The sequence below is a fragment of the Nocardioides sp. NPDC000445 genome (assembly GCF_040300245.1).
Taxonomy (GTDB): domain Bacteria; phylum Actinomycetota; class Actinomycetes; order Propionibacteriales; family Nocardioidaceae; genus Nocardioides.
The window spans coordinates 41,202-61,087 of the sequence record NZ_JBEPDH010000026.1 but is presented as its reverse complement, the minus strand read 5'-3'; the positions used below and the strand labels follow the sequence as shown (position 1 = coordinate 61,087).

Genomic DNA, 19,886 nt, shown 5'->3' with positions numbered 1-19,886 from the left:
TGCCGCTGTGCAGGTTGTGAAAGGAAGTCCATTGAGCACGAACCCACCTGTTTTCGGTGTCGGCCACGGTGAGCCAGTCGGCGCGGGCGACTCGGCCATCCACGACGCACGGCAGCGCCGCGCAATTCTGATCGCGGTCTGCATCGCCTTGATGGCCGTGATCGCCTCGGTCACCGGCCTCAACGTCGCCCAGCCCGACCTCGCCGTCGAGTTCGACGCCTCACAGAGCACTGTCCTGTGGTTCATCAACCTCTACACGATCAGCCTCGCCGCGCTACTGCTGCCGCTGGGCGCGCTCGGCGACCGGGTCGGCCGCAAGCCCGTGCTGCTCGCAGGACTGGCCGTCTTCGGTGCCGCGAACGTGGCGGCCGGGCTGGCCAACTCCTCGGAGATGATGCTCGTCTCCCGCTTCGCCTCCGGTGTGGGGGCAGCCATGATCATGCCGGTCACCCTGGCGGTCATCACCTCGACCTTCCCCGAGGAGGAACGCGCCAAAGGCATCGGAGTGTGGACCGGTGTCGCCGGCGGTGGCGGCATCCTCGGCATGTTCCTGTCCGCCCTGCTCGTTGACGTCGCCAGCTGGCGCTGGCTGTTCATCCTGCCGGTTGCGCTGGTCCTGGTTGCGGTCGCGCTGATCGTGCGGTCGGTGCCCAATTCGCGCGAGCACACCGAACACCGGTTCGACACCATCGGCTCGGCCACCTCGATCCTCGCCGTGCTCGGGCTGATCTTTGCCCTCCACGAGGGCCCTGTACACGGCTGGACCGAGCCCGCGACCGTGATCGGACTGGTCGGCGGCATCCTCGCCGCCGTCGGCTTCGTCGCATGGGAGCTGCGCCAAACGTCACCTCTGCTCGACGTCCGGCTCTTCGGTGAGCGCGGTTTGGCCAGCGGATCGGTCGCGCTGCTGGCGGTCTTCGGGGTGCAGGCCGGGATCTTCGTGGTGCTCTTCCCGTTCCTTCAAGCTGTGCTGGGGTGGTCCGCACTGCGAGCCACCTTGGCTATGATGCCGATGGCTTTGCTGATGATGCTTGCCTCCGGCCTCGCCCCGAACGTCGCCACCCGCGTCGGTGCGCGCGTCACAACGGCTGCCGGCATCTTCCTCGTCGGCGTCGGACTCGCACTCATGGCCAGCCTGGTCTCCGTCGAGGGCGGCTACATCGCGGTCCTGCCCGGCATGCTCGCCATGGGTGTCGGGATGGGGCTGTCCATGACGCCATCCACCGAGGCGATCACCAGCTCGCTGCCCCGCGAGCGCCAAGGGGTCGCATCCGCACTCAACGACGTCACCCGCGAGTTCGGCACCGCCCTGGGAATCGCCCTCCTTGGAGCCATCCTGTCTGCCGGCTACAAGAGCGCAATCGACGATCGACTCGGTGGCGTACCGAACGACATCGCGGACACCGCCCGCGAGGGCGTCGCGAACGCAGTGGCCGCGGCCGACGGCGCCGGCCCTCAGGCCCACGCGCTGGTCCGCGCGGCACAGGAGTCGTTCGTCGACGGCTGGCAGCACGCCATGTGGGCCGGCGCCGCGGTGATGGCCGTCCTGTTCATCTACGTCCTTGCGCGCGGTCCACAGGATGCCACCGCGCCAGCCGACCACCGCTGATGGAGAGAACCGCGAGCGTCTCGACTCTGCGAAGGCGGCGGCAGCGTCCTGGCCTCCTCACCTAGGCTGGGGAGGTGAGGCTGCGAACATGAGCGAGGCGACGAATCCGCTGGGGGCGTTCCTCCAGGCCAGGCGGGCGCTGGTGACGCCGGAGGCCGCGGGCATCCCGGTCTCGGGCGTACGCCGGGTCCCCGGGCTGCGCCGCGAGGAGGTCGCGATGCTGGCCGGGATCAGCGCGGACTACTACCTGCGCCTGGAGCGCGGCCGCGACCGCAACCCGTCGGTGCAGGTGCTCGAGTCGATCGCCCGGGTGCTCCAGCTCGACGACGACCACACCGCCCACATGATGTCGCTGGTCGCCGAGGCTCCCCGCCGTCGTCGGCGCCGGCGCAAGGAGACCGTCCCGCCCGGAGCGCTTAAGCTGCTCGACTCGCTGGCGCAGCCCGCGTTCATCGAGGGGCGCTACTTCGACATCCTGGCCGCCAACGACCTGGCTCGCGCGCTCTCGCCACGGCTGGCCGCGGGCGGCAACCAGCTGCGCGACCAGTTCCTCGACCCGGGCCAGCAGTCGTTCCACCCGGAGTGGGAGTCGATGACCGAGTGCTTCGTCGGCAACCTGCGCCAGGCCGTCGGCACCGACATCGACGACCCGCGGTTCATCGAGCTCATCGGTGAGCTCTCCCTGGCCAGCGCCCGGTTCCGGCAGCTGTGGGCACGCCATGACGTACGCGCCCAGACCGGCGCCCCGATCCGCATGGACCATCCGCAGGTCGGCGAGCTCACCCTCAACCGGGAGCGGCTGACGATCGGTGGCACGGATGATCTGATGCTCGTCGTCTACCACCCCGACGCCGGTTCACCCGATGCGGAGAAGCTGGCCCTGCTGGCCTCCGCGGGGCTGCCGACCCGGCCCGTCGCGTCGGAGGCTCGACCGGCCTGAGGCGGGTTACGACGGTCGAGGCAGCAGGCCGGCGTCGCGATGCTCGACCAGCTCGGTGCGCTCGCGGACGAGGCGGTCCATGCCCCAGGCGCCGAGCGGCCCGAGCGCGGCGTTGAGGCTGCGGCCGTGCTCGGTCAGCGAGTACTCCACCCGCGGCGGCACCTCGGCGTACACCTCGCGGTGCACCAGCCCGTCCTGCTCCATCTCACGCAGGTGCTGGGTCAGCATCTTCTCGCTGACTCCGGGCAGGCCGCGTCGGAGCTCGGCGAAGCGGCGTACGCCATAGTTGTCGAGCTCCCACAGGATCAGCCCCTTCCACTTCCCGCTGACCACGTCGAGCGCGGCGTCGATGCCGCAGATGTAGGGACCGCTTCGGGCCTTCTTCGTCATGGGGGTCTTCCTCACTCACCTTCTGGTAAGTACCCCAGTAAATAGTGGGTACTCCCGCAATCGTAGGCGATTGGTGAGGATGGTGCCATGAACGAAACTCGCACCCCCGTCACCGTCATCGGCCTCGGCCCCATGGGCCAGGCGATGGTCCACAGTCTGCTCGCCGCCGGGCATCCGGTGACCGTATGGAACCGCACCGCCTCGCGTGCCGACGAGGTCGTCGCCGCCGGCGCCCAGCTGGCCGACTCCCCGGCGAAGGCCGTCGCCGCCAGCGACCTGATCGTGCTCAGCCTGACCGACTACCAAGCGATGTACGACGTGCTCGGCTCCGCCACCGACGAGCTCGCCGGACGTACGGTCGTCAACCTCAGCTCCGAGGCCCCCGAGCGCACCCGCCAGGGCAGCGAGTGGGTCACCGGCCACGGCGCCACCTTCCTGACCGGCGGCGTGATGGTCCCCGCCCCGATGGTCGGCACCCCCGACGCGTACGTCTATGTCAGCGGTCCCGCCGAGGTGCTGTCGCGGCACGAGGACGCGCTGGCCCGGATCGGGTCGGTCCGCTACCTGGGTGAGGACCCCGGGCTCGCCCAGCTGATGTACCAGGCCAACCTGGACATCTTCCTCACCTCCCTCTCCTCGCTGCTCCACGCCGTGGCGCTGCTGGAGACGGGCGGCATCAAGCCCTCCGCCGCGATTCCGGAGCTCATGCAGACCCTCGCCGGCATCCCGCCCATGCTCGCCGCCGGCGAGGACCTCGGCGCCCAGCTCGAGGCCGGCAAGCACCCCGGCCACCTGAGCACCGTCACCATGATGGGCGCCACCACCGACCACCTCGTCGAGGCCAGCGAAGCCGCCGGCATCGACACCGACCTCCCCCGCGCCGTCCAGGCCCACTACACCTGGGCCCGCTCGCGTGGGTACGGCGCCGAGAACTGGACCCGGATCATCGACGCCATCCGGCCGTACGCCTGAGTCGATCTGCGACGGGGCGGCCTCCGCGAGGGGTCGCCCCGTCAGCCATCCGCCGAGACGTCAGGTACGTCGGCCGAGACGTCACTCGCGTCGGCCGAGGAGTCTCGGTAAGAAACTGAGGCGCGGGACGACAGCGCCATGGGCCAAGATCTCCCGGTGCCCGCCATCGCCAGCCTCCTGCCGAGGATCACCCGCAACATTCTTCGACGCCGGCCGCGGGACCTTTGCTGCACCGCCCTCGCCGAGCACCTCGACTTCGAGTGTCGCCTGCACCGGGACCCACTCCACTGCGCCGATGCGGTCATCTTCCGCGATGACAGCGGCCGGATCGGCCTTCCCATCCACGATGGCGGCTCGAGCTACATCGCGATTCGCCACTGCCCCTGGTGTGGAACTCGGCTCCGGAAACAGCCCTTCGAGGCGCCACCGGTCTCGAACCGACAGCACCTCCGAGAGATCACCTGTCGAGTGCGCGACCCGGAGCAGGTGCGCCAGTTTCTGGAGCGAGTCTCTGACTGGACCGGCAGCCTTCTCACCGACAGCGACTGGCACACGGTCCGCGCGGGCATGGAACGGCTCGGCAGCGAGTCTGACACGCAGGTCAGCTACCTGATAGACGGATGGACCGCGATCACGGCGTACGTCACCAAAGCACCAAAGGCCGAAAACATTCGCCTCCAGGTCGTCGGCGAGATCGATGACCTCCTCGCCGCTCGGATCGAGACGTTGATCGAGCTGTTGGGATGAGTCGCCCATGTCAGGCTCTCTCGCGCACGATCCGGACCGAAGCATCCTCCTGAGGTGAGCGGCAGTCAGGAATGAGCCGTGAGCCAGTCGATCACGTCGGCGGTGATCGCATCGCGGTTGGTCTCGTTGAAGATCTCGTGGCGCGCCCCGGGGTAGAGGGTCACCGTCACGTCCTTCAATCCGGCCTCGCGATAACGCTCCCCCAGCAGCTCAACCAGGGCGCCACCTCCGGCAAGCGGGTCGGCGTCGCCGGAGACGACGAGAATCGGCAGATCGGAGCGGATCCCACCGATGGCTGCCGGGTCGGCCAGACGCTCGGCACCGGCGAACAGCTGAGGCACGGCGGTGTCGGGCAGATCGAACCCGGACAACGGGTCTGCGACGTACGCATCGACCTCGGCCTCATCGCGCGAGAGCCACTCATACCCGGTCCGGTGCTCGAACCCGGCGTTGAACGCCTCCAGCCCGACCGGACCCTCGTCGCTCGAGAGCGCACCAGCGAGTACGTCGAGGGCGGTCGAGCCTGACAGCACCACACCGTCGTACAGGTCGGACCGGTCCACGATCACCGTCTGCGCCGCAAAGGACCCCATCGAGTGCGCGACCAGGAACACCGGGATCCCGGAGAACTCATCGCGCAGCGAGGCACCCATGGCCGCGACGTCGGCCACCAGCGCCTCGAAGTCGAAGTGACCGAGCTGGTCGGCCGACGCGACAGACCCGCCGTGGCCGCGGTGGTCGACCGCCCGCACGACGTACCCAGCCGCTACGAGAGCCCGAGCGAGCCGGTCGTAACGCTGCCCGTGCTCGGCGATGCCGTGGGCGATCTGGACAACTCCCCGCGGCGCGGACAGCTCCTCCCCCCATGTCCGGATCGCGAGCGCGGTGCCGTCGGTCGGCGAGACGAACGTGGCTGTGGTGGTCATGCGGCCTCCTGGTGACGGTGTTCTCATGCTGCCATTCCTGCGGCGATCCGGCAGGCCATCAGACTTCAGGCGCCGGTCATCAGCCAATCAGGCAGATCTCGAATCTGCGGAACCCGGGCATGGCGCTCCTCGCCCCATGCGAACGTCGTCTCACATACCCAGTCCTCGAAATCCGAGCCCAACCGCCACAGCGCATTCACCAGCTCGGCTGGATCGTGAAGGTCCTCCGAGCGCCCCAACCGCCACCCGGACCTCTCGTTCGTGGGCCGATACGTGACGTACGCCCAGACGTACTCGTGCCCATCGTCAGGGTAGGTCCACGGCTGGTCCCACAGCTCCTTAAGCGAGTTAGTGAACTCCGTGCCAGTCACGACGGCGACATCGATATCGGGGATCTCGTCCTGTGCCAGCGCGCTGTGCATGAGCGGCCGAATGACCTGGTCCCGAAGCCTGCTCACGAACGACGTCCGACTCATGCTGCACCTCCTTCGACCAGACCAGGCCCAGAACAGTCATCGTCACGTACGTCTCCGGCAGGTGCCACTCGAATAAGAAGGTTCGGCCGGCTCGGCTTCACGCCTGCCGACCGGCGGTTGCTCGAATACCCCGTGGCGCCCGAACACCAGCTGACCTCAGAATGACGACGTGTTCGCGCTAGGTCCCAGTCCTCGTTCCCGCTTGTACGACGCGGCAGCGCGCTGGGGTGAAGGACAAGAGCATCAGGTCATCATCGACGCGGCCACACAGGCACTCGTCGACGATCTCGATTCTCCGGCTCTTCGCACCCTTGCTGGACTGACGGCGGATCTGCGCCGCGACGAGATCGAATCCGTGCTCGCCGATGCGCTCGACGAGCTCGGCCTCCCGGTCCCCGGGCAACCCGGCAGCCCTACACGGGATCGCAGCTCGGAGGTGTATGACCGCCTTCCGACCGACGTGATCAGGTTCGCCGTGTCCCCGGCGTCTCGGGACCTGACGGACGGATTCGAGCTCCAGGTCTTCGTCAACGAGGTGGAGATGACGTCCCGAGGCGCTGGTATGGGCATGGATCCCTTCGACGTGATCGTTCCCGTCAACAAACTCCATGCCGAGACAACACCCCGACAAGTTCCGATCGCTCGATGTGAATGCGGGACGTACGGTTGCGGCTCGACCGATGTCCTCATCCGTCGTGACGGCGACGTCGTTCATTGGGATTGGCTGCTCGAGACACCGGCCTCGAGCGGTGCGAGCTTCGTCGCCGAGCAGTACGACGCCGAGGTCGAGCGGCTCGTCGCCGACCGTTCCTGGGAGCGACCCGCGGATACCGCCACCAGGCTGATCCTCCAGCAGGTCGATCATGCTCGGCTGGCCGAGCACCGTCTGCAGTTCTCATGGGCCGCCCGTCACTTCCGGGAGCCCGACCAGTTCCTCGTGTCCCTCATGGCCGACAACACTGCGTTCCAGGTCTTCCTCACCTTTCCGTTCATCAACAGGAGCCCTGAGGAAGTCGCCGCCGCTGTTGTCGAGACCCTCTCATCGCCGCCGACAAAGTGGCGCGCTTCGTACAAGCCCACCATGCGCGAGCACCAAGAAAGGCCGTCTATGAGCAGCAGGCGGTGGCGTGTCGGCGGCCCATGACCTGTTGCATATCGATGCGGCGGACCGCGAAAACTCTGGGCAGAATGAGCACCCCGAAACACCAGATCAGAGCCACGTACGACGCCGAGACCATCTCGGTCTACCAGGCCTACGAGCTGACGACCGGCATTGCCGCACGAATCGGAGTATCGGCTTGAGCCACCCAGATCCACGCCACGAGGACTACTTCAACATCGCCAACTACCGGCCGTGGTGGCGCAGCGGGCTCAATGCCATCGAGCTCGCGAACGCGAGCCGCCTCGGACGTCTTCGTGGCTTATCCCTCTCTCGATCTTGGCTCTTGTGGGATCGGACGGACGATGAGTGGTTCGCCGACGCCCCGGTCGTGCTCGACTTTTCCGGTGAGCAGTTGGAGATCCAACATCAGAAGTTCGATGAGCTCTCGATCACTTGGAACACAATCGATCCGTCCCGCCGTGTTCCCTACCCTGACTTCGACCTCGTTTGGCGAGACGATGCCCTTGCCGAACTGGCTCGGCTGCAGGCACGAACCGTCACCGCCGTGGACCTGCTGGAGTACCGAGGTGACGACATGGCGAATGGCATGGTCGCCGTCGGTATCGGGTTCGGCGAGGATTACCTAGTCATCCAAAACAATCTCGATGAGAATGGACTCGCATTCGGTCAACCGCAGCGTGGGTACCGCGCTCACTCGATCCATTGAGGTCACCGTCGCGCCACCAGCCTTCAGGGGCGACCGCCGTCGATCTCGTCCAAGAACTCCTCCGCGTCTCTCACGGCCAGTTCGACTCGAGCGTTGTCGACGCCGCACAGGCGTAGGCACGACGAGGCAATCCAGGCGGCGTCATCCATGTTGATCCGGTGACCAGCGTTCCGAAGGCCGATGACCTCCTCCACCGTGTGAACCAACTTCTCCCCCAGCCTTGCCGGCCCGATGGACCCGAGCGCGTCAACCGTTGCGATCCGCGAAGCCAGACGCGCGTACGTGGCCGCTAACGCGTCGCGAGCGGCGGTGAACTCGTCGAAGCCTTCGACTTGGGCGACGTCGGGGGCGAGGTAGAGCCAGCCGATGTTGTGCGGTGCGCTCGCCAGGGTGCGTACGTCACTGAGTGCCACGAGGTACAGGGCCGTTTCCGGGTCCTCGGTCAGTGACTCGATGCGAGCGACGCTGTCCATGGTGGGGCGGATGGTCCGGCTCAGCAGCTCGGTGACGATCTCACCCTTGCCCGTGAAGTGGTAGTAGAGCGACGCCTGGCGGATCCCGACGGCTTCGGCGATCTCACGGGTCGAGGTTGCGGCGTAGCCCTTGCTCGTGAACAGCCGAGCTGCTGCTTCGAGGACCTGCTCGCGCGGAGGACCCGCGAGCAGGGGTGGCGTGAGACGCGGACGGCCAGGTCGAGGACGCTGATTGGCGCTGGCTGCGGAACTCATGTTGCTCCGTCCCGAGTTGGTTGGAGTGTTGGTCCTGGGCGGCCGACTGACAAGACCGAGTCGCGGCCAGGTTCCGTCAGTGAATCATATTATCAACTCAAATGTAAGAGAGATGCTTGCAGGATTGCTGTGCACCGAGCATGATTGCTGTCAAGCAGGCTGACTCAGATCGGACTGAGGCAGCGAAAGATGGAGGCACTCGGCATGGCTCTCACCCGTATCGCTGTAGTCGGTAATTGCGATGACACCAACTGCCCTTCGGTGCACACGACCGATGACCCCGACCTCCTGGTCGTTCAGGGAAACAGGCTCGACGCGACCACGAGGGCCGAACTCGGCGGAGCGCTGCCCGACCATGAGGATGCTGTCACCATTCCAGCCGACGTCATTCTTCGCGCGGCGCGGATCATCGAAGGCAAGGCCTGAGCGGCGTGGGTGTGGAGAAGACGACACCCGACCCGTCGTGGGCGGATTCGTTCCAGACGCTGAGTGAGTCATGGTTCCGACTCGAAACACTGCAGGTCTACGACATCGAGTCCGAGCGTGACGAGTACGAGGAGTTTCTCCGCACCGGGCAGCTCGCCCCGCACCGCAAAAAGGAATGGCGCGCATTGATCACCCGGCACGCAAACGCCGGCCGCTCTCTACGGCGAGTGCACATCATCGAGGAGCCACTCACCGACTACATCCGCTACGAGATCGCCGCGTACGTCGGCAACCACGCCGCGGGCGAGGACATTCGTTTGATCCCGGTGGCGCGCGGCCAATGGCCAGGCGGGCTGCCACGAGAGACCGACTTCTGGCTCCTCGATGACGGGCTACCCGGCGGCACAGCGTGGGGGATGGACTATGACGAGGGCGGCGGTTTCCATGGAGCCGAGCAGGTTCAGGACCCGGCGACGATCGAGACCTACCGGCGCTGGCGAGACACTGCGCTCGCGATAGCAGTGCCCCTGAACGACTATCTTGATCGCGACGCCTGAACTGGCGGCGCGAGCATTACCGAACGATGATCAAGGAGACGATGCGGCGTGGGCGGCCCGACCCGACGAGCACGAGAGGCGCTCGGGGAGGCGCTACGGACAGCGCGACGCGAGGCGGGCCTGACCGGTATCGCGCTTGCTGAGCAGCTGAACCAGCCCGGCAAGCCGTGGTCGCAGCCGAAGATCTCCAAGATCGAGGCTGGACGCCAGGTGCCTACCACCGGCGAGGTCCGCGCTTGGGCGGCAGCCGTCGGCGCGGACGCAGACCGGCTGCTCGCCATCCACGAGCGCGCATCGTGGGAGTACTCCGTCTTTCGAGACGCATTCCAGGATGAAGACGGTGCGGCTGCGCTGCAGCGAGCAGCCGCCGCAGCTGAGAACGCCGCATCGACCGTCTTCAGCTACCACCCGACCAGCGTTCCCGGGCTGTGCCAGACCGCCGATTACGCCACCGCGCTGCTCAAGTTGATGGGCGGTCCGGTCGAGCACGGCGCGAGCGAGGATGACGTAGCCAGAATGATCGCAACCCGCATGCGTCGTTCTGCGATCCTCTATGAGCCCGGACGCGAGGTCACCGTCCTCGTCTCCGAGGCCGCGCTCCACCCGCTTGTCGGCGGTCCTGCGGTGATGCGCGCGCAGTTGGAGCATCTGGCAGGCTTGGCCACGCGTGCCCGAGCGACCATTGGGATCATCCCGCTCGATCAGTACCCCGTACTCCTTGGACACGGCTGGGTCCAACGTGACCGAGTAGTCACCATCGAGACGCAGGCCGGCAGCCTAGAGATCGCAGATCCGACCGAGGTCTCCCAGTACGAACGATGGGCCAAAGCACTCACAGCGGTCGCACTCACCGGCCCAGCAGCCGCGCGTCGCTGCCAAGAACTCGCGCAAGCCATTCCCCAGCCCCACAGCACGCGCACCTGACCGTCGACACCGGATCCGGTCCCCAACACAGGGGACGTGCAGCACCAATCCGGCACAAGGTAAACCTGCCGCCGATGTGCTGTGCGCGTGACTTTCTTGGAGGAACCTGCGCCTAGCGCCGGGCAGGAGAGGCTGTACGCCGAGGATCTCGCCGACGACGGCTACGTCTGGGACCTCACGCGGGCGTGGGCACATCAGCCGGAACTGAAGGAACAGCTCGTGAGACTGTTCGACGCCACGGCGGATGCGGCCGGGCTGACACCGCGCGACAAAGCCGTGATCGTCATCGCGCAAGCACGGGTGGTCGGTGACTCCTATTGCGCCGTCGCTTGGGGCAAACGCCTGACCGATTGGGCCGACCCACAGACCGCAATCGCCGCCCTCACCGCCGACGACGATCCGTTCAGCGAACGCGAACGGGCCCTGGCCGCTTGGGCCCGCACCGTCGCCCGCTCCCCCAGCAGCAGCACGCCGCAAGATGTGCAACGCCTGCGCAACGCCGGGTTCAAGGAGCCGCAGATCGCGGCCCTCACTGTGTATGCCGGGCTCCGCACAGCCTTCTCCAGTATCAACAGCGCCCTCGGTGCTCGCCCAGACATCGCCCTCGCTCAGACTTTGGACCCTGCCGTCCGCACAGCCATTACGTGGGGTCGCGCCCCCGAGTGACGGGGAGGGCAATGGCGCCCTTATCGCCCAGATTGACGCGCCTCCAAGGTCGGCCGCCGTAATCCGGCAATCCCGGTCGGCGGAGCCTGAACTCGTGCTGTTTAGTCGAACCGGAGGAGTGAAACCCGGCGTCTTGAAGGTCTTGGTAGATCTCGCCGAGGGGCGCCGGTGTGCCACGCTCGTCGCACTGGGTGGAGACCAGCCTCTCGGCCGCGCGGGACGCCGACGAAGAACGTCATTGTGGACTCCACGATGTCGCGAGCGTGTGCCCACCACTGTTCGCGGTCGAGGCCGATAAAGAACAAAGTGTGGTATTCGAGGCCCTTGATCCTGTGAACCGTCAACTGGGGCACGGCATCCTCATCGAAAACCCCGGGACCACCGCGGCCCACGCGTCGGCGCGCTGGATGACGTCTGCGAACCGAAGGCGCAAAGCTTCGAGGATGACTTCCAAGTCCTCGGGACGGTCGCGGAAGAGCCTCTTGTGCCCGGTGGTCTCGACACGTACGAACCCGGTCAACTGGCCGACCGGACTGCTGCACGAACTGGTGACAGGTTGGGTCAACGGTCAGTGATCGGTGCCCGTTGGAGGGCTTCCAGCACTTGGCCCGGAGTCACCTGCTTGTCGCGCAGTTGCTGATATCCCGCGATCACTTGGTCCGGATCCACGCCCGCCTTCTGGGCCTTCTTACGCAGAGCCGCGATCTCGATCTCGTCCTCCAATGCCTCCTTCGCAGCGATGGCGTCTTCGTGCCGCAATCTCTTGGCTGCTTCCTGATGCCCGCGCTGCCACAAGTACCAGCCTCCGCCTGTTGCTCCGATTGCGCCGCCGATGAGCGCTCCGGCGGCGGCGAAGAAGAGGAGGGGCGACGATGGGCTCGGCATGGTTCTTCCTTTCGAGGATCCGGAGACCTCGTCTGAGTCAGAGGCGGGCTGCGTGTCGCAGGGCTTCGAGATTGGTTCTGGCCAGCCTCCGTGCATCGGCTTCGTGGATGTCCGCGATGAGGCGTTCGATGGCCTGAACGTCACCTGGTTTGGAGGCTTGGGTCTTGCGGCGGGAGCTGGGGAAGTCGGTTTCTGTGAGGAGTCGCTCGACTGGCATGTGGGCGATAATTTCGGGGGCCATCGCAGCATTGACGGAGAAGTAGCAGCCGAGGGTGGCGGCCTTGTCGATCTGGTCAGGGGTGCCGTTGAACCAGTGAAGGATGGCCCCGGGGTGGGGTTGTTCGGTGAGGGCTTCGAGGACGTCGTTGATGCGGCCGGTGCTGTGGATGGAGATCAGCACGGGTCGGTTGGTGCAGGCCGTGAGGATCCTGTCGAACACTTCGCGCTGTCGGGTGCGGTCGCCGCGGCGGTCCATGCCAACTTCGCCGACGAGGGAGAAGTAGTCGAGCGCTCGCCTGAAGGTGTTGTCGTTGTAGGCGGCGAGTGCGTCGGGCTTGCCGGGGTGAACGCCGAGTCCCCAGGTGAGGTTGGTGTCTTTGCGGCGTGCGACAAGGCGGGCTTCGGCGATGCTGCGGGTCACGGCGAAGACGTGGGCGTTGCCGAGTGCTCTGACCTGTGCGGGCGTGACGTCGGGTGCGATGTGTGCGTGGGTGTCGAGCATCGGTAGGTCCTCGGTCCCAGCATCCCTGTTGTCATCTGGGGACACTGAACAGTTCCTTTCGGCCTCGGTTGACGAGGTCTAGCGCGGCGGTGAGGTCGTAGCCGGGTGGCCATGAGGCGGACGCGATGAGGTCGTCCTCGGTAATGGTGCGTTTCTCGGCGAGTTCGAGTGCCCACAGGTCGTCGTGCCTGCGCTTGCGGTACGCCTTAAGGACGGGCTTCTTGAGGCGGTTGACGAGGTAGTCGGTGGGGTCGCTGACCCCGGCGCCGTCGTAGGAGCCGCGCCGGACCAGGCATGCGTAGCAGAGACCGCAGTTGATGTTGGGGTCGCCGCCGAGTGTCTTCTTCATGCGCCCGGAGTCCAACTTGGCGCACGACAGGGTGTGCTTGGTGGCGTCGAGGAACCCAGCGGGTGCGGTGGTGAGGGTCTGCTTGAGCAGTTCACCCTTGGTGAGGTTCAGGTAGGGGTTGGTGACCTCGACGCTGATGCCGGTCTCGGTGAGGATCTGATTGACGAGGTGGAAGGTCCATGGGTGGGTGGACTTGGTGGACAGTGCTCCGCCGCGTGAGGCGACAAGTGGCACGTTGAGGCTGGTGTAGCCGTTCTCGGGGACGATGACGGTGGGTGCGTTGACACCGTCGGCGGCAGCGATCGCCATGGCCATGAACAGGAACGACCTCGTGCGAGTGGTGTTCTCCTGCTTCCGGTCGCGGGGGCGCAGCTCGTCGCGCAGCCAGGTGAACTCGGGCACCTGTGCGGTCAGCCATGCCTTGATGGAGCGCTGGGCGTGCTGGACGGAGGTGGCGGAGTCGCGGTGACCGACATGCACTCGGTCCTTCGCAGTGGCCAGGTGGTCGACTGCTCCGCAGAACGAGTCGAGTCCGCCGGATAGGAGCATCGCGGAGGCAGCGGACTGGTGCGGCACAGCGATCGCCGGGTCGGTAGTGGGTGTGTGTTTGCCGATCGGCACCGAGTGGAGGGTCCATTCGTCCCCGCTAATCCATGCGAGGAGGTCGGTGATGGTCTCCCCCGCTTTGCCGGTCCAGGTCTTTGGGTTGTGGACGTGGACAGTGATGGCCAGTTGACGTCCGAAGGTTGCGGGGCGTCGGGTCCGGAGGTCGGCGAGGTAGGCAGCTGCGGCGATGTGGAGGAGGTCGGCGGCTGGAGCGCTGACGTCGCCGTAAGTGGTGGTGAGGTCCCATTCCAGTGCGGTGCGGATGGCGGTCTCTTGACCCTGAGCGGGCCACCAGAGCCGCTTCACGCCCGTGCTGCTGGTGGGGACGGTGATGGCCTCGTTGGGCGCGAGGAGTTCGAACTGTCGCGTCTGGTCGGTCATCCGATTGCCTTTCGCAGGAACGCCAGTGCCTTGTCGCGGTACTCGGCGACCTTGTTCATGAGTGCCTTGACGCCGATGCGGGGGCCGTCGGTGACGCCGCTGTACTTGGCGGTGCCTCGGATGTACTGCTTGAGGTCCTTCTCGTGCTTGAGGACCTGGTCGGGGGTGAGTTTGAGCGACGCCTTGTGTGAGGTCAGTTCGACGAGGGCAGTTTGGTAGATGTAGGCGGACATGAACGCGGTAATGGAGTCTTCGGTACTGCGAGTGGGGTCAAGGCTGAGTTCCTTGAGCGCTTCGAGGGCGGCACGGCGCAGCACTTCTTCGTCGGGCGAGCCGGGTGCTCCCAGCACCTTGTCGAGGATGTAGTTGCAGCGGTCGTTGATCGACATGTCGCGCATATCTTCGAGCCTCAGTCCGACGCCGAGGGCGTCGAGATCGGCCTGACTTCCGGCGAGCGCGGCATGTCCGGCGTAGACCGCAGCGCCGCCGCGGGCGGCGTTCGAAGACGACATCCCGCCCCCGGAGCGGCGACTGCGGCCACTGCTGGGTGAGCCGCCGGCCCCGGTCCGGCGGCCGAGGAGCGCACCAGGCTCGTAGTTGTAGGTCGTGGGCGTGCGCGGCGTCGGGAACAAGCGGTGCACGGCAGCGGCGATCTGCTGCACCGTGGTCGCTACCTGTGTCGGTGTCGCCGGTCCGGATGCTGGGAGGGCGCTCACCGCATCGCGTGCGTCACCCCAAGACTGCGACCCGCTGCCCCCGTAGGCACCCGAGGTGCCCATCAGACACCTGCTCTGGCTCGCTCGTCGAACTTTTCCTGCGCGGTCGTACGGACACCGGAAGTCACCTGCTGGTCGTTGGCGAGGTCGTGGAGGAGTTTGTCGACCTCGGGCCCGGGCACCTGTGCGATCTCGAAGACGTCGATCACTGCGATCCGGGTAAGGCCGTAGCGCCGCAACCACCCACACACGTCGGCGACCAGCGACTGGTCGCCAATGGTGATACGGCAGGCAGACTCGATGGAGTCCGACGGGTTGTCGATCGTGACGAGGCGACTGAAGAGGCGTTCCACGATGGTGCGTCGGACAGTCGGCTCGGCGGCGAGAACCTGATCGACGGCACCCATGCGTGTCCCGTCGGATTGGTGGGCCAGCTCGGCGAGGAGCGCGAGCTCAGCGTCTGTGAGGCCGGATCCGGCGCTGAACGAGGTGAACGAGGCGGCGAGGTTCACGTACCGGTCGAACTGGTCCATGGCTGCTGCGATGGAGGGCCCGGATCCGGCCCAGAACTGGGTGGCCTCGGACACCTTCTCAGGCTTCTCGGCGTCCTCGTCTCCCCTGCCCCAGGCTTCCCACGCGCCGACGAACGTCGTCCGATCGTTGGGGTCGATCTGCTGGAGAGCTTTGAAGTCCTCGGGGAAGCGTTGCTCCAGCAGATACAACTTGAGCGACACGTCCGGCTTGATGGTGACCTCGCGAGCGTTCGCGATGGCCTCACGCACACCCCAAGCGTTGAGGAAACGCTTGATCGCTCGCGGGCTCGACCACTGGTCACCGCTCAGGCCACGCGCCACCAAGGTGGCCATCCGCCGGTCAGCAGCATCCGGACGGTGGGCCGCTTTGGGGTAGTCACCTTCGTGGATCAGCGGGTACTGCCGGTTGCGACGTCGCTCGGCGACGTGCGCGACCAGTTCTTGGAAGGCAGGCTTGGTGTCGACGGCCTCGCACTGCTTCTGGCACAACAGCAGCGTCACGAAATCTTCGGTCGTCTCCGGGGTGAGACGCGGCAGCGAGACCGGCAACTGAACGATCTTCTCCAAGTAGCGATCGGCGAACTCGCTGCGGCCGCCCGCGTGGATGTCCTGTGCGATGGCCCACCTGATCATGTCTTCCTCGGCGGCGAGCACGAACGCCATCTTCGGGACCGCGAGGAACACCTTTATGGCTTCGAGGGAGGCGACCACGGAGGCGGGCTTGCACCGGTCGAGGTCATCGACGAGCACGACGACCTTGTCGACGTCCTTGGCGTTGTCGATCATCTTGTCGAACTCGTCGCGGAAGCCCGCCATGTTGGTGGGCTGCTCCTTCGCGTCGGGGGTGAATGCCTTGATGATGTCGATCGGGTTGGCCGACATCGTGATGGCGCTCTTGGCGATCGTCGCTCCCACACGCTTCCACGCGATACGCGTCAACAGGTCACCCACCTTCTCGGTGAAGGAGGCCGGGCGCTGGGCGCGCAGTTCGGTGAGCAGATGGCTGATCAGGGTGGCGCGGACGTCATCGCTGTCCTCAAACTCCCACGGGTCAACCCGAACAACGAGCACACGCTCGTTGGTCTCGAACCGCTTCGCGAGCATGTCGAGCGCGGACGACTTGCCTCCACCCCACGGTGACTGCAAGGCGACGGTGACCGGGTCGAGGTCGCGGGCGAGGAGCGCCGCGGCGACCGCTTCGACCACGGTGTCGATGCCGAGAAGGTCAGTGACCGTCGGGTTGTCGTCCCAAAGTCGCATGCTGTCTGTCATGTTCCCCCACTTGCTGGCCGGAGCCGGTGAACGAGCCGACCGAGGTTCCTTGCCCGAGAGGCCTCGCAGAGTTGAAGATACGGGTCGCCACCGACAGTTCGCTGAAGAAGGCGGCATGTTCGTACCGTGCGATCTACCTGGCAGCGACCCGAGGACACCAGTGGCTTGGCGGCGCTCTCGCCGATAGGTTCGCCAGGTGGTGGAGCGTCGCGCGACCTCGTAGGTGGCGTCGAAGGTGTCGCGGGCGCGGATGACGCCGTAGGAGCCACTTGACGAGTTTGTTGCGCCAAGTGACGTTGATGGCGTCGGGTTCGCTCTTGATGACGACGCCTTGGGTGTTAACGGTGACGGTGAGTCCCTAGACGTGGACGGGAAGCCGCAGTGACCCGCACGGACTACGAGACAACCGCTCATGTCGCTTCACGGGTAGTCGGCCGAGCCGCGTCATTCCGGCGCGTATGACGCAGCCCTGGCACGATGCCTCATCCCACGGCGCTCTGCGCGTGCAAGCTGGCGCTCTCGGACAGGACGGGACGGGCGAGGTTCGAGTCGGACTGCACGACGATGGCCTGACCGTCGCGCTCGAGCGCGTCGAGGACATCGGCGGCGTCGAAGATCTCCCCCGGTGCCCCGGCGCCGGAGCGACGGCGGCGGCCGTCGAGGAGCCGGAGGGCGCCCTCGACCACGATCGGTGCCGTGACGGCGTAGATATCGCGGCCGGTCGCGGTGATCCGCGTGACGTCGGCGCCCTGACGTACGCGGACGTCCACGGCGAACCGCTGGGCCGAGCGTCCTGACTCGTCGCTCGCGGCCGGCTCGGGTGTCGCCTCGTCGCGGAACTCGGCGAGCGGAGCGCTGTTGAGGTAGGAGCGGAGCTTCCCGACTTCGAGGTGGTTGTTGATGGTGATCACCTCGGAGAACGGCAGCTCCACCACTGCCTGCTCGCCCAGCGGCTCCGGGTAGGACCAGGCGCCGGTCGGCGCGGGGCTGGGCAACGCGACCAGGGAGCCATCGCGGATGACCAGACGAGTCGCGGTGTTGCGGGCTCCGGTGATCCGGGTGCCGGCGGTCGGCCACCAGCGGTCCAACCCGATGGCGACCTCGACCTCATCGGCCGACGAGCCGCCGAGGACGGCGGTCACGAGCAGGTCGGCGAGGCCACCGTAGAACGCCATCGCGGGGACCACGGAGACGTCCATGTCTCGGGCTGGGGCGTCCAGCTCGCGATAGAGCGCCTGTACGACCGGCTGCTCGGCGGTGACGTCGAGATAGTGGGCACCGGACTCGACCGCGGCCCGGGCCAGTGGGAGCGCGGTGTCGAGGAAGGGGCCGGCGCAGTTGATGACCGCGGCAACACCCGCGATCGCGTGCCGCAGTCGCTCGGGGTCGCCGAGGCCGACGACTCGGCTCTCCAGGGCGGCATGGCGGGACGGGACCTCAGCGAGGCGCTCCGCGCTGCGGCCGGCGAGGACCGGGGTCAGCCCGCGGCGTACCAGCTCATCGACGACGAAACGCCCGGTGTGACCGGTGGCGCCATAGACCAGGACTCGCTCATCTGTGTTCATGGCTCCATCTTCGAGCCGCGAGACCCAGCCGAACGAGTGTCTGAAACGACGTACTACGTACAGTTTGCGACATGCCTCGGCTCGCCCTCGTCCTGCATGGCTCCTCGATGCTCTACGAGGTCGCGATCGCCGCCGAGATCTTCGGCGGCGACCACTCCGACCTCGCTCCCGGCGGTGAGTGGTACGACCTCGTCGTCTGCACCCCCGACGGCGCACCGCATCCCTGGCTGGCCGGCCTGCCGACGGCCTCCTACGACGCGATCGCCGAGGTCGACACTGTCGTCGTCCCGTCCTCGGTCGATCTCGACGACAACCCCGACCTCGCGCTCCTCGAGGCGCTTCGCGGCGCACACGAGCGCGGCGCGCGGATCGCGTCCCTGTGCACCGGTTCGTTCGTGCTGGCCGCCGCCGGGCTGCTCGACGGCCGGGTCGCGACGACCCATTGGCTGCACGCCGACGAGCTCGCCCGGCGTTATCCGCAGGTCGACGTCCGCCCGGACGTGCTCTACGTCGACGAGGGCGACGTGCTCACCTCGGCCGGCAAGACCGCTGCGCTCGACCTCTGCGTCCACCTCGTACGCAGCGACCTCGGCGCCGCCGCGGCCAACGGGATCGCCCGCAACCTCGTCGTCCCAGCCCACCGCACCGGCGGACAGGCGCAGTTCATCACCCCACCCGCGCAGCCCCCTGTTCCCGACGGCCTCGCGCCCACGCTCGAGTGGGCGCGCGCCCGACTCGACCAGCCCCTGACGGTCCGCGACCTCGCTGCCCACGCCGGTCTCAGCACCCGTCAGCTCGCCCGGCGGATGCAGGCCGAGCTGCAGACCGGGCCTCTGGACTGGCTGCACCACCAGCGCATCTCGCGTGCCCAGGAGCTCCTCGAGCGTACCGACGCCTCGATCGACCAGATCGCGGGCAGCTGCGGGATGGGCACGGCGGCCACGCTGCGCCGTCACTTCCACCGCACTCTCGGCGTGACACCCACGACCTACCGGACCACCTTCCGGCTCGCCGACTGATCAGTGGCCCCGGCCGAGAGCCATCCGCCCGAGGGTGCGGTCCAGGTCGTCGAGGGCTTCGGGCCAGGTGACCTCGCTCGGGGGCTCGCTGTGGGCGAAGCTGCCGGCGAGCTCGAGGGTGATGTAGCCGTGGATGAGGCTGGACATCAGCCGGACGGCGTACGTCTCGTTGGTCTCGGTCACTCCGTAGCTGCGGACGACGGCGAGGGCGAGGTCGGCGTTGCGGCGGCCGGCGGTGATCGCCTCGTCCACGGAGTCAGGCCGGGACTCCCCTTCCGACGCGGGCGGGACGCGCTGGCGAGTGGTGGCGTCGTAGCGACCGGGTGAGCGGCGGGCGAAGTCGCGGATGGCGTTGGCGTACGCGACAAGGAGGTCGCGGCCCTCCCCCGCAGCCGTCGCCTGGGTCGTGGCGTCGGCGAGCTCGTCGAGGACGTACGCGGTGACGGCTGTGCGGAGGTCGGTGCCGCTGGAGATGTGGGAGTAGAGGGTCGGCGACCTGACGCCGAGGCGCCGAGCCAGGACCGAGACCGTGACGGCGTCGAAGCCCAGCTCGTCGGCCAGGTCGGCGGCGGCCGCGATCACGTCGCGCCGGTTCAGTCCAGGACGACCCATCGGATTCCTCTCGATAACGAGTTGCCTACGAGTTGTA

Annotated in this window: 22 protein-coding genes; 11 read left to right on the top strand and 11 right to left on the bottom strand. The window is 67.0% G+C overall.

Annotation, left to right across the window (positions count from 1 at the left end; all coding sequences use genetic code 11):
• The first annotated feature begins 31 nt into the window (after positions 1-31).
• Together ABT304_RS27215 and ABT304_RS27210 are read left to right on the top strand one after the other, a co-directional pair.
• Positions 32-1,609: an MFS transporter gene (locus ABT304_RS27215; protein ID WP_350720044.1), complete on the top strand. Its 1,578-nt coding sequence runs from the start codon at positions 32-34 to the stop codon at positions 1,607-1,609.
• Positions 1,610-1,697: 88 nt separating this feature from the next.
• Positions 1,698-2,549, top strand: a complete 852-nt coding sequence (locus tag ABT304_RS27210) for a helix-turn-helix domain-containing protein (protein WP_350720042.1) — start codon at positions 1,698-1,700, stop codon at positions 2,547-2,549.
• 6 nt (positions 2,550-2,555) lie between these two features.
• On the opposite strand, the gene ABT304_RS27205 is transcribed toward ABT304_RS27210, so the two are convergent.
• Positions 2,556-2,939: a winged helix-turn-helix transcriptional regulator gene (locus ABT304_RS27205; protein WP_350720040.1), complete on the bottom strand. Its 384-nt coding sequence runs from the start codon at positions 2,937-2,939 to the stop codon at positions 2,556-2,558.
• A gap of 87 nt (positions 2,940-3,026) precedes the next feature.
• On the opposite strand from ABT304_RS27205, the gene ABT304_RS27200 reads away from it, so the two are divergent.
• A complete protein-coding gene (locus tag ABT304_RS27200) occupies positions 3,027-3,911 on the top strand; it encodes an NAD(P)-dependent oxidoreductase (protein ID WP_350720039.1) in 885 nt (294 codons plus the stop codon).
• A 156-nt stretch (positions 3,912-4,067) separates the two neighbouring features.
• The gene (locus ABT304_RS27195) at positions 4,068-4,658 is read left to right on the top strand and encodes a DUF6980 family protein (protein WP_350720038.1); all 591 of its coding nucleotides are present in this window, start codon (positions 4,068-4,070) and stop codon (positions 4,656-4,658) included.
• Positions 4,659-4,723: 65 nt separating this feature from the next.
• Here ABT304_RS27195 and ABT304_RS27190 read toward each other — a convergent pair whose 3' ends face one another.
• The gene (locus tag ABT304_RS27190) at positions 4,724-5,584 is read right to left on the bottom strand and encodes an alpha/beta fold hydrolase (RefSeq protein ID WP_350720036.1); all 861 of its coding nucleotides are present in this window, start codon (positions 5,582-5,584) and stop codon (positions 4,724-4,726) included.
• A gap of 65 nt (positions 5,585-5,649) precedes the next feature.
• Positions 5,650-6,060: a hypothetical protein gene (locus ABT304_RS27185; RefSeq protein ID WP_350720034.1), complete on the bottom strand. Its 411-nt coding sequence runs from the start codon at positions 6,058-6,060 to the stop codon at positions 5,650-5,652.
• 202 nt (positions 6,061-6,262) lie between these two features.
• Between ABT304_RS27185 and ABT304_RS27180 the strand changes: the two genes are divergently transcribed.
• Both ABT304_RS27180 and ABT304_RS27175 read left to right on the top strand, forming a co-directional pair.
• Positions 6,263-7,204 (top strand): hypothetical protein, encoded by a 942-nt coding sequence (locus tag ABT304_RS27180; protein WP_350720032.1) that lies wholly within the window; start codon positions 6,263-6,265, stop codon positions 7,202-7,204.
• A 154-nt stretch (positions 7,205-7,358) separates the two neighbouring features.
• Complete coding sequence (locus ABT304_RS27175; protein WP_350720030.1) at positions 7,359-7,889, top strand: hypothetical protein; 531 nt, start codon at positions 7,359-7,361, stop codon at positions 7,887-7,889.
• Between the two features lie 23 nt (positions 7,890-7,912).
• Here the strand turns inward: ABT304_RS27175 and ABT304_RS27170 are convergent, their stop codons facing one another.
• Positions 7,913-8,617 carry a TetR/AcrR family transcriptional regulator gene (locus ABT304_RS27170; protein WP_350720029.1) on the bottom strand — a complete coding sequence of 235 codons (705 nt, stop codon included), beginning with the start codon at positions 8,615-8,617 and terminating at the stop codon, positions 7,913-7,915.
• A gap of 204 nt (positions 8,618-8,821) precedes the next feature.
• On the opposite strand from ABT304_RS27170, the gene ABT304_RS27165 reads away from it, so the two are divergent.
• The 4 genes from ABT304_RS27165 (at position 8,822) to ABT304_RS27150 (ending at position 11,190) form a co-directional block, all read left to right on the top strand.
• Positions 8,822-9,043: a hypothetical protein gene (locus tag ABT304_RS27165; RefSeq protein ID WP_350720028.1), complete on the top strand. Its 222-nt coding sequence runs from the start codon at positions 8,822-8,824 to the stop codon at positions 9,041-9,043.
• A gap of 5 nt (positions 9,044-9,048) precedes the next feature.
• Positions 9,049-9,600: a DUF6879 family protein gene (locus tag ABT304_RS27160; RefSeq protein ID WP_350720026.1), complete on the top strand. Its 552-nt coding sequence runs from the start codon at positions 9,049-9,051 to the stop codon at positions 9,598-9,600.
• 48 nt (positions 9,601-9,648) lie between these two features.
• Positions 9,649-10,524 (top strand): helix-turn-helix domain-containing protein, encoded by an 876-nt coding sequence (locus ABT304_RS27155; protein WP_350720025.1) that lies wholly within the window; start codon positions 9,649-9,651, stop codon positions 10,522-10,524.
• Between the two features lie 87 nt (positions 10,525-10,611).
• Complete coding sequence (locus tag ABT304_RS27150) at positions 10,612-11,190, top strand: carboxymuconolactone decarboxylase family protein (RefSeq protein WP_350720023.1); 579 nt, start codon at positions 10,612-10,614, stop codon at positions 11,188-11,190.
• A 561-nt stretch (positions 11,191-11,751) separates the two neighbouring features.
• On the opposite strand, the gene ABT304_RS27145 is transcribed toward ABT304_RS27150, so the two are convergent.
• From ABT304_RS27145 to ABT304_RS27120, 6 genes are all read right to left on the bottom strand, one after another.
• Entirely contained in the window at positions 11,752-12,075 is a 324-nt protein-coding gene (locus ABT304_RS27145; RefSeq protein ID WP_350720021.1) for a hypothetical protein, read from the bottom strand.
• A 37-nt stretch (positions 12,076-12,112) separates the two neighbouring features.
• Positions 12,113-12,796: a TatD family hydrolase gene (locus ABT304_RS27140; protein ID WP_350720019.1), complete on the bottom strand. Its 684-nt coding sequence runs from the start codon at positions 12,794-12,796 to the stop codon at positions 12,113-12,115.
• 31 nt (positions 12,797-12,827) lie between these two features.
• A complete protein-coding gene (locus tag ABT304_RS27135; RefSeq protein WP_350720017.1) occupies positions 12,828-14,132 on the bottom strand; it encodes a hypothetical protein in 1,305 nt (434 codons plus the stop codon).
• The gene (locus ABT304_RS27130; RefSeq protein ID WP_350720015.1) at positions 14,129-14,794 is read right to left on the bottom strand and encodes a Qat anti-phage system associated protein QatB; all 666 of its coding nucleotides are present in this window, start codon (positions 14,792-14,794) and stop codon (positions 14,129-14,131) included. Before ABT304_RS27130 ends, ABT304_RS27135 begins: the two co-directional genes overlap by 4 nt.
• Before the next feature lie 116 nt (positions 14,795-14,910).
• Complete coding sequence (locus ABT304_RS27125; protein WP_350720013.1) at positions 14,911-16,653, bottom strand: KAP family P-loop NTPase fold protein; 1,743 nt, start codon at positions 16,651-16,653, stop codon at positions 14,911-14,913.
• Between the two features lie 482 nt (positions 16,654-17,135).
• On the bottom strand, positions 17,136-18,218 hold the full coding sequence (locus tag ABT304_RS27120) for a saccharopine dehydrogenase family protein (RefSeq protein ID WP_350720011.1): 1,083 nt from the start codon (positions 18,216-18,218) through the stop codon (positions 17,136-17,138).
• Positions 18,219-18,289: 71 nt separating this feature from the next.
• Here ABT304_RS27120 and ABT304_RS27115 point away from each other — a divergent pair, with 71 nt between their 5' ends.
• Positions 18,290-19,237: a GlxA family transcriptional regulator gene (locus ABT304_RS27115; protein ID WP_350720009.1), complete on the top strand. Its 948-nt coding sequence runs from the start codon at positions 18,290-18,292 to the stop codon at positions 19,235-19,237.
• Here ABT304_RS27115 and ABT304_RS27110 read toward each other — a convergent pair whose 3' ends face one another.
• Positions 19,238-19,849 carry a TetR/AcrR family transcriptional regulator gene (locus tag ABT304_RS27110; RefSeq protein ID WP_350720007.1) on the bottom strand — a complete coding sequence of 204 codons (612 nt, stop codon included), beginning with the start codon at positions 19,847-19,849 and terminating at the stop codon, positions 19,238-19,240.
• Between the last annotated feature and the right edge of the window lie 37 nt (positions 19,850-19,886).

Excerpts from the sequence above, each read along its gene's own strand:
- ABT304_RS27140 (WP_350720019.1), bottom strand. The coding sequence starts at position 12,796 with ATGCTCGACACCCACGCACACATCGCACCCGACGTCACGCCCGCACAG.
- ABT304_RS27210 (WP_350720042.1), top strand. The coding sequence starts at position 1,698 with ATGAGCGAGGCGACGAATCCGCTGGGGGCGTTCCTCCAGGCCAGGCGG.
- ABT304_RS27110 (WP_350720007.1), bottom strand. The coding sequence starts at position 19,849 with ATGGGTCGTCCTGGACTGAACCGGCGCGACGTGATCGCGGCCGCCGCC.
- ABT304_RS27185 (WP_350720034.1), bottom strand. The coding sequence starts at position 6,060 with ATGAGTCGGACGTCGTTCGTGAGCAGGCTTCGGGACCAGGTCATTCGG.
- ABT304_RS27125 (WP_350720013.1), bottom strand. The coding sequence starts at position 16,653 with ATGACAGACAGCATGCGACTTTGGGACGACAACCCGACGGTCACTGAC.
- ABT304_RS27115 (WP_350720009.1), top strand. The coding sequence starts at position 18,290 with ATGCCTCGGCTCGCCCTCGTCCTGCATGGCTCCTCGATGCTCTACGAG.
- ABT304_RS27205 (WP_350720040.1), bottom strand. The coding sequence starts at position 2,939 with ATGACGAAGAAGGCCCGAAGCGGTCCCTACATCTGCGGCATCGACGCC.
- ABT304_RS27120 (WP_350720011.1), bottom strand. The coding sequence starts at position 18,218 with ATGAACACAGATGAGCGAGTCCTGGTCTATGGCGCCACCGGTCACACC.
- ABT304_RS27170 (WP_350720029.1), bottom strand. The coding sequence starts at position 8,617 with ATGAGTTCCGCAGCCAGCGCCAATCAGCGTCCTCGACCTGGCCGTCCG.
- ABT304_RS27190 (WP_350720036.1), bottom strand. The coding sequence starts at position 5,584 with ATGACCACCACAGCCACGTTCGTCTCGCCGACCGACGGCACCGCGCTC.
- ABT304_RS27145 (WP_350720021.1), bottom strand. The coding sequence starts at position 12,075 with ATGCCGAGCCCATCGTCGCCCCTCCTCTTCTTCGCCGCCGCCGGAGCG.
- ABT304_RS27200 (WP_350720039.1), top strand. The coding sequence starts at position 3,027 with ATGAACGAAACTCGCACCCCCGTCACCGTCATCGGCCTCGGCCCCATG.
- ABT304_RS27135 (WP_350720017.1), bottom strand. The coding sequence starts at position 14,132 with ATGACCGACCAGACGCGACAGTTCGAACTCCTCGCGCCCAACGAGGCC.
- ABT304_RS27165 (WP_350720028.1), top strand. The coding sequence starts at position 8,822 with ATGGCTCTCACCCGTATCGCTGTAGTCGGTAATTGCGATGACACCAAC.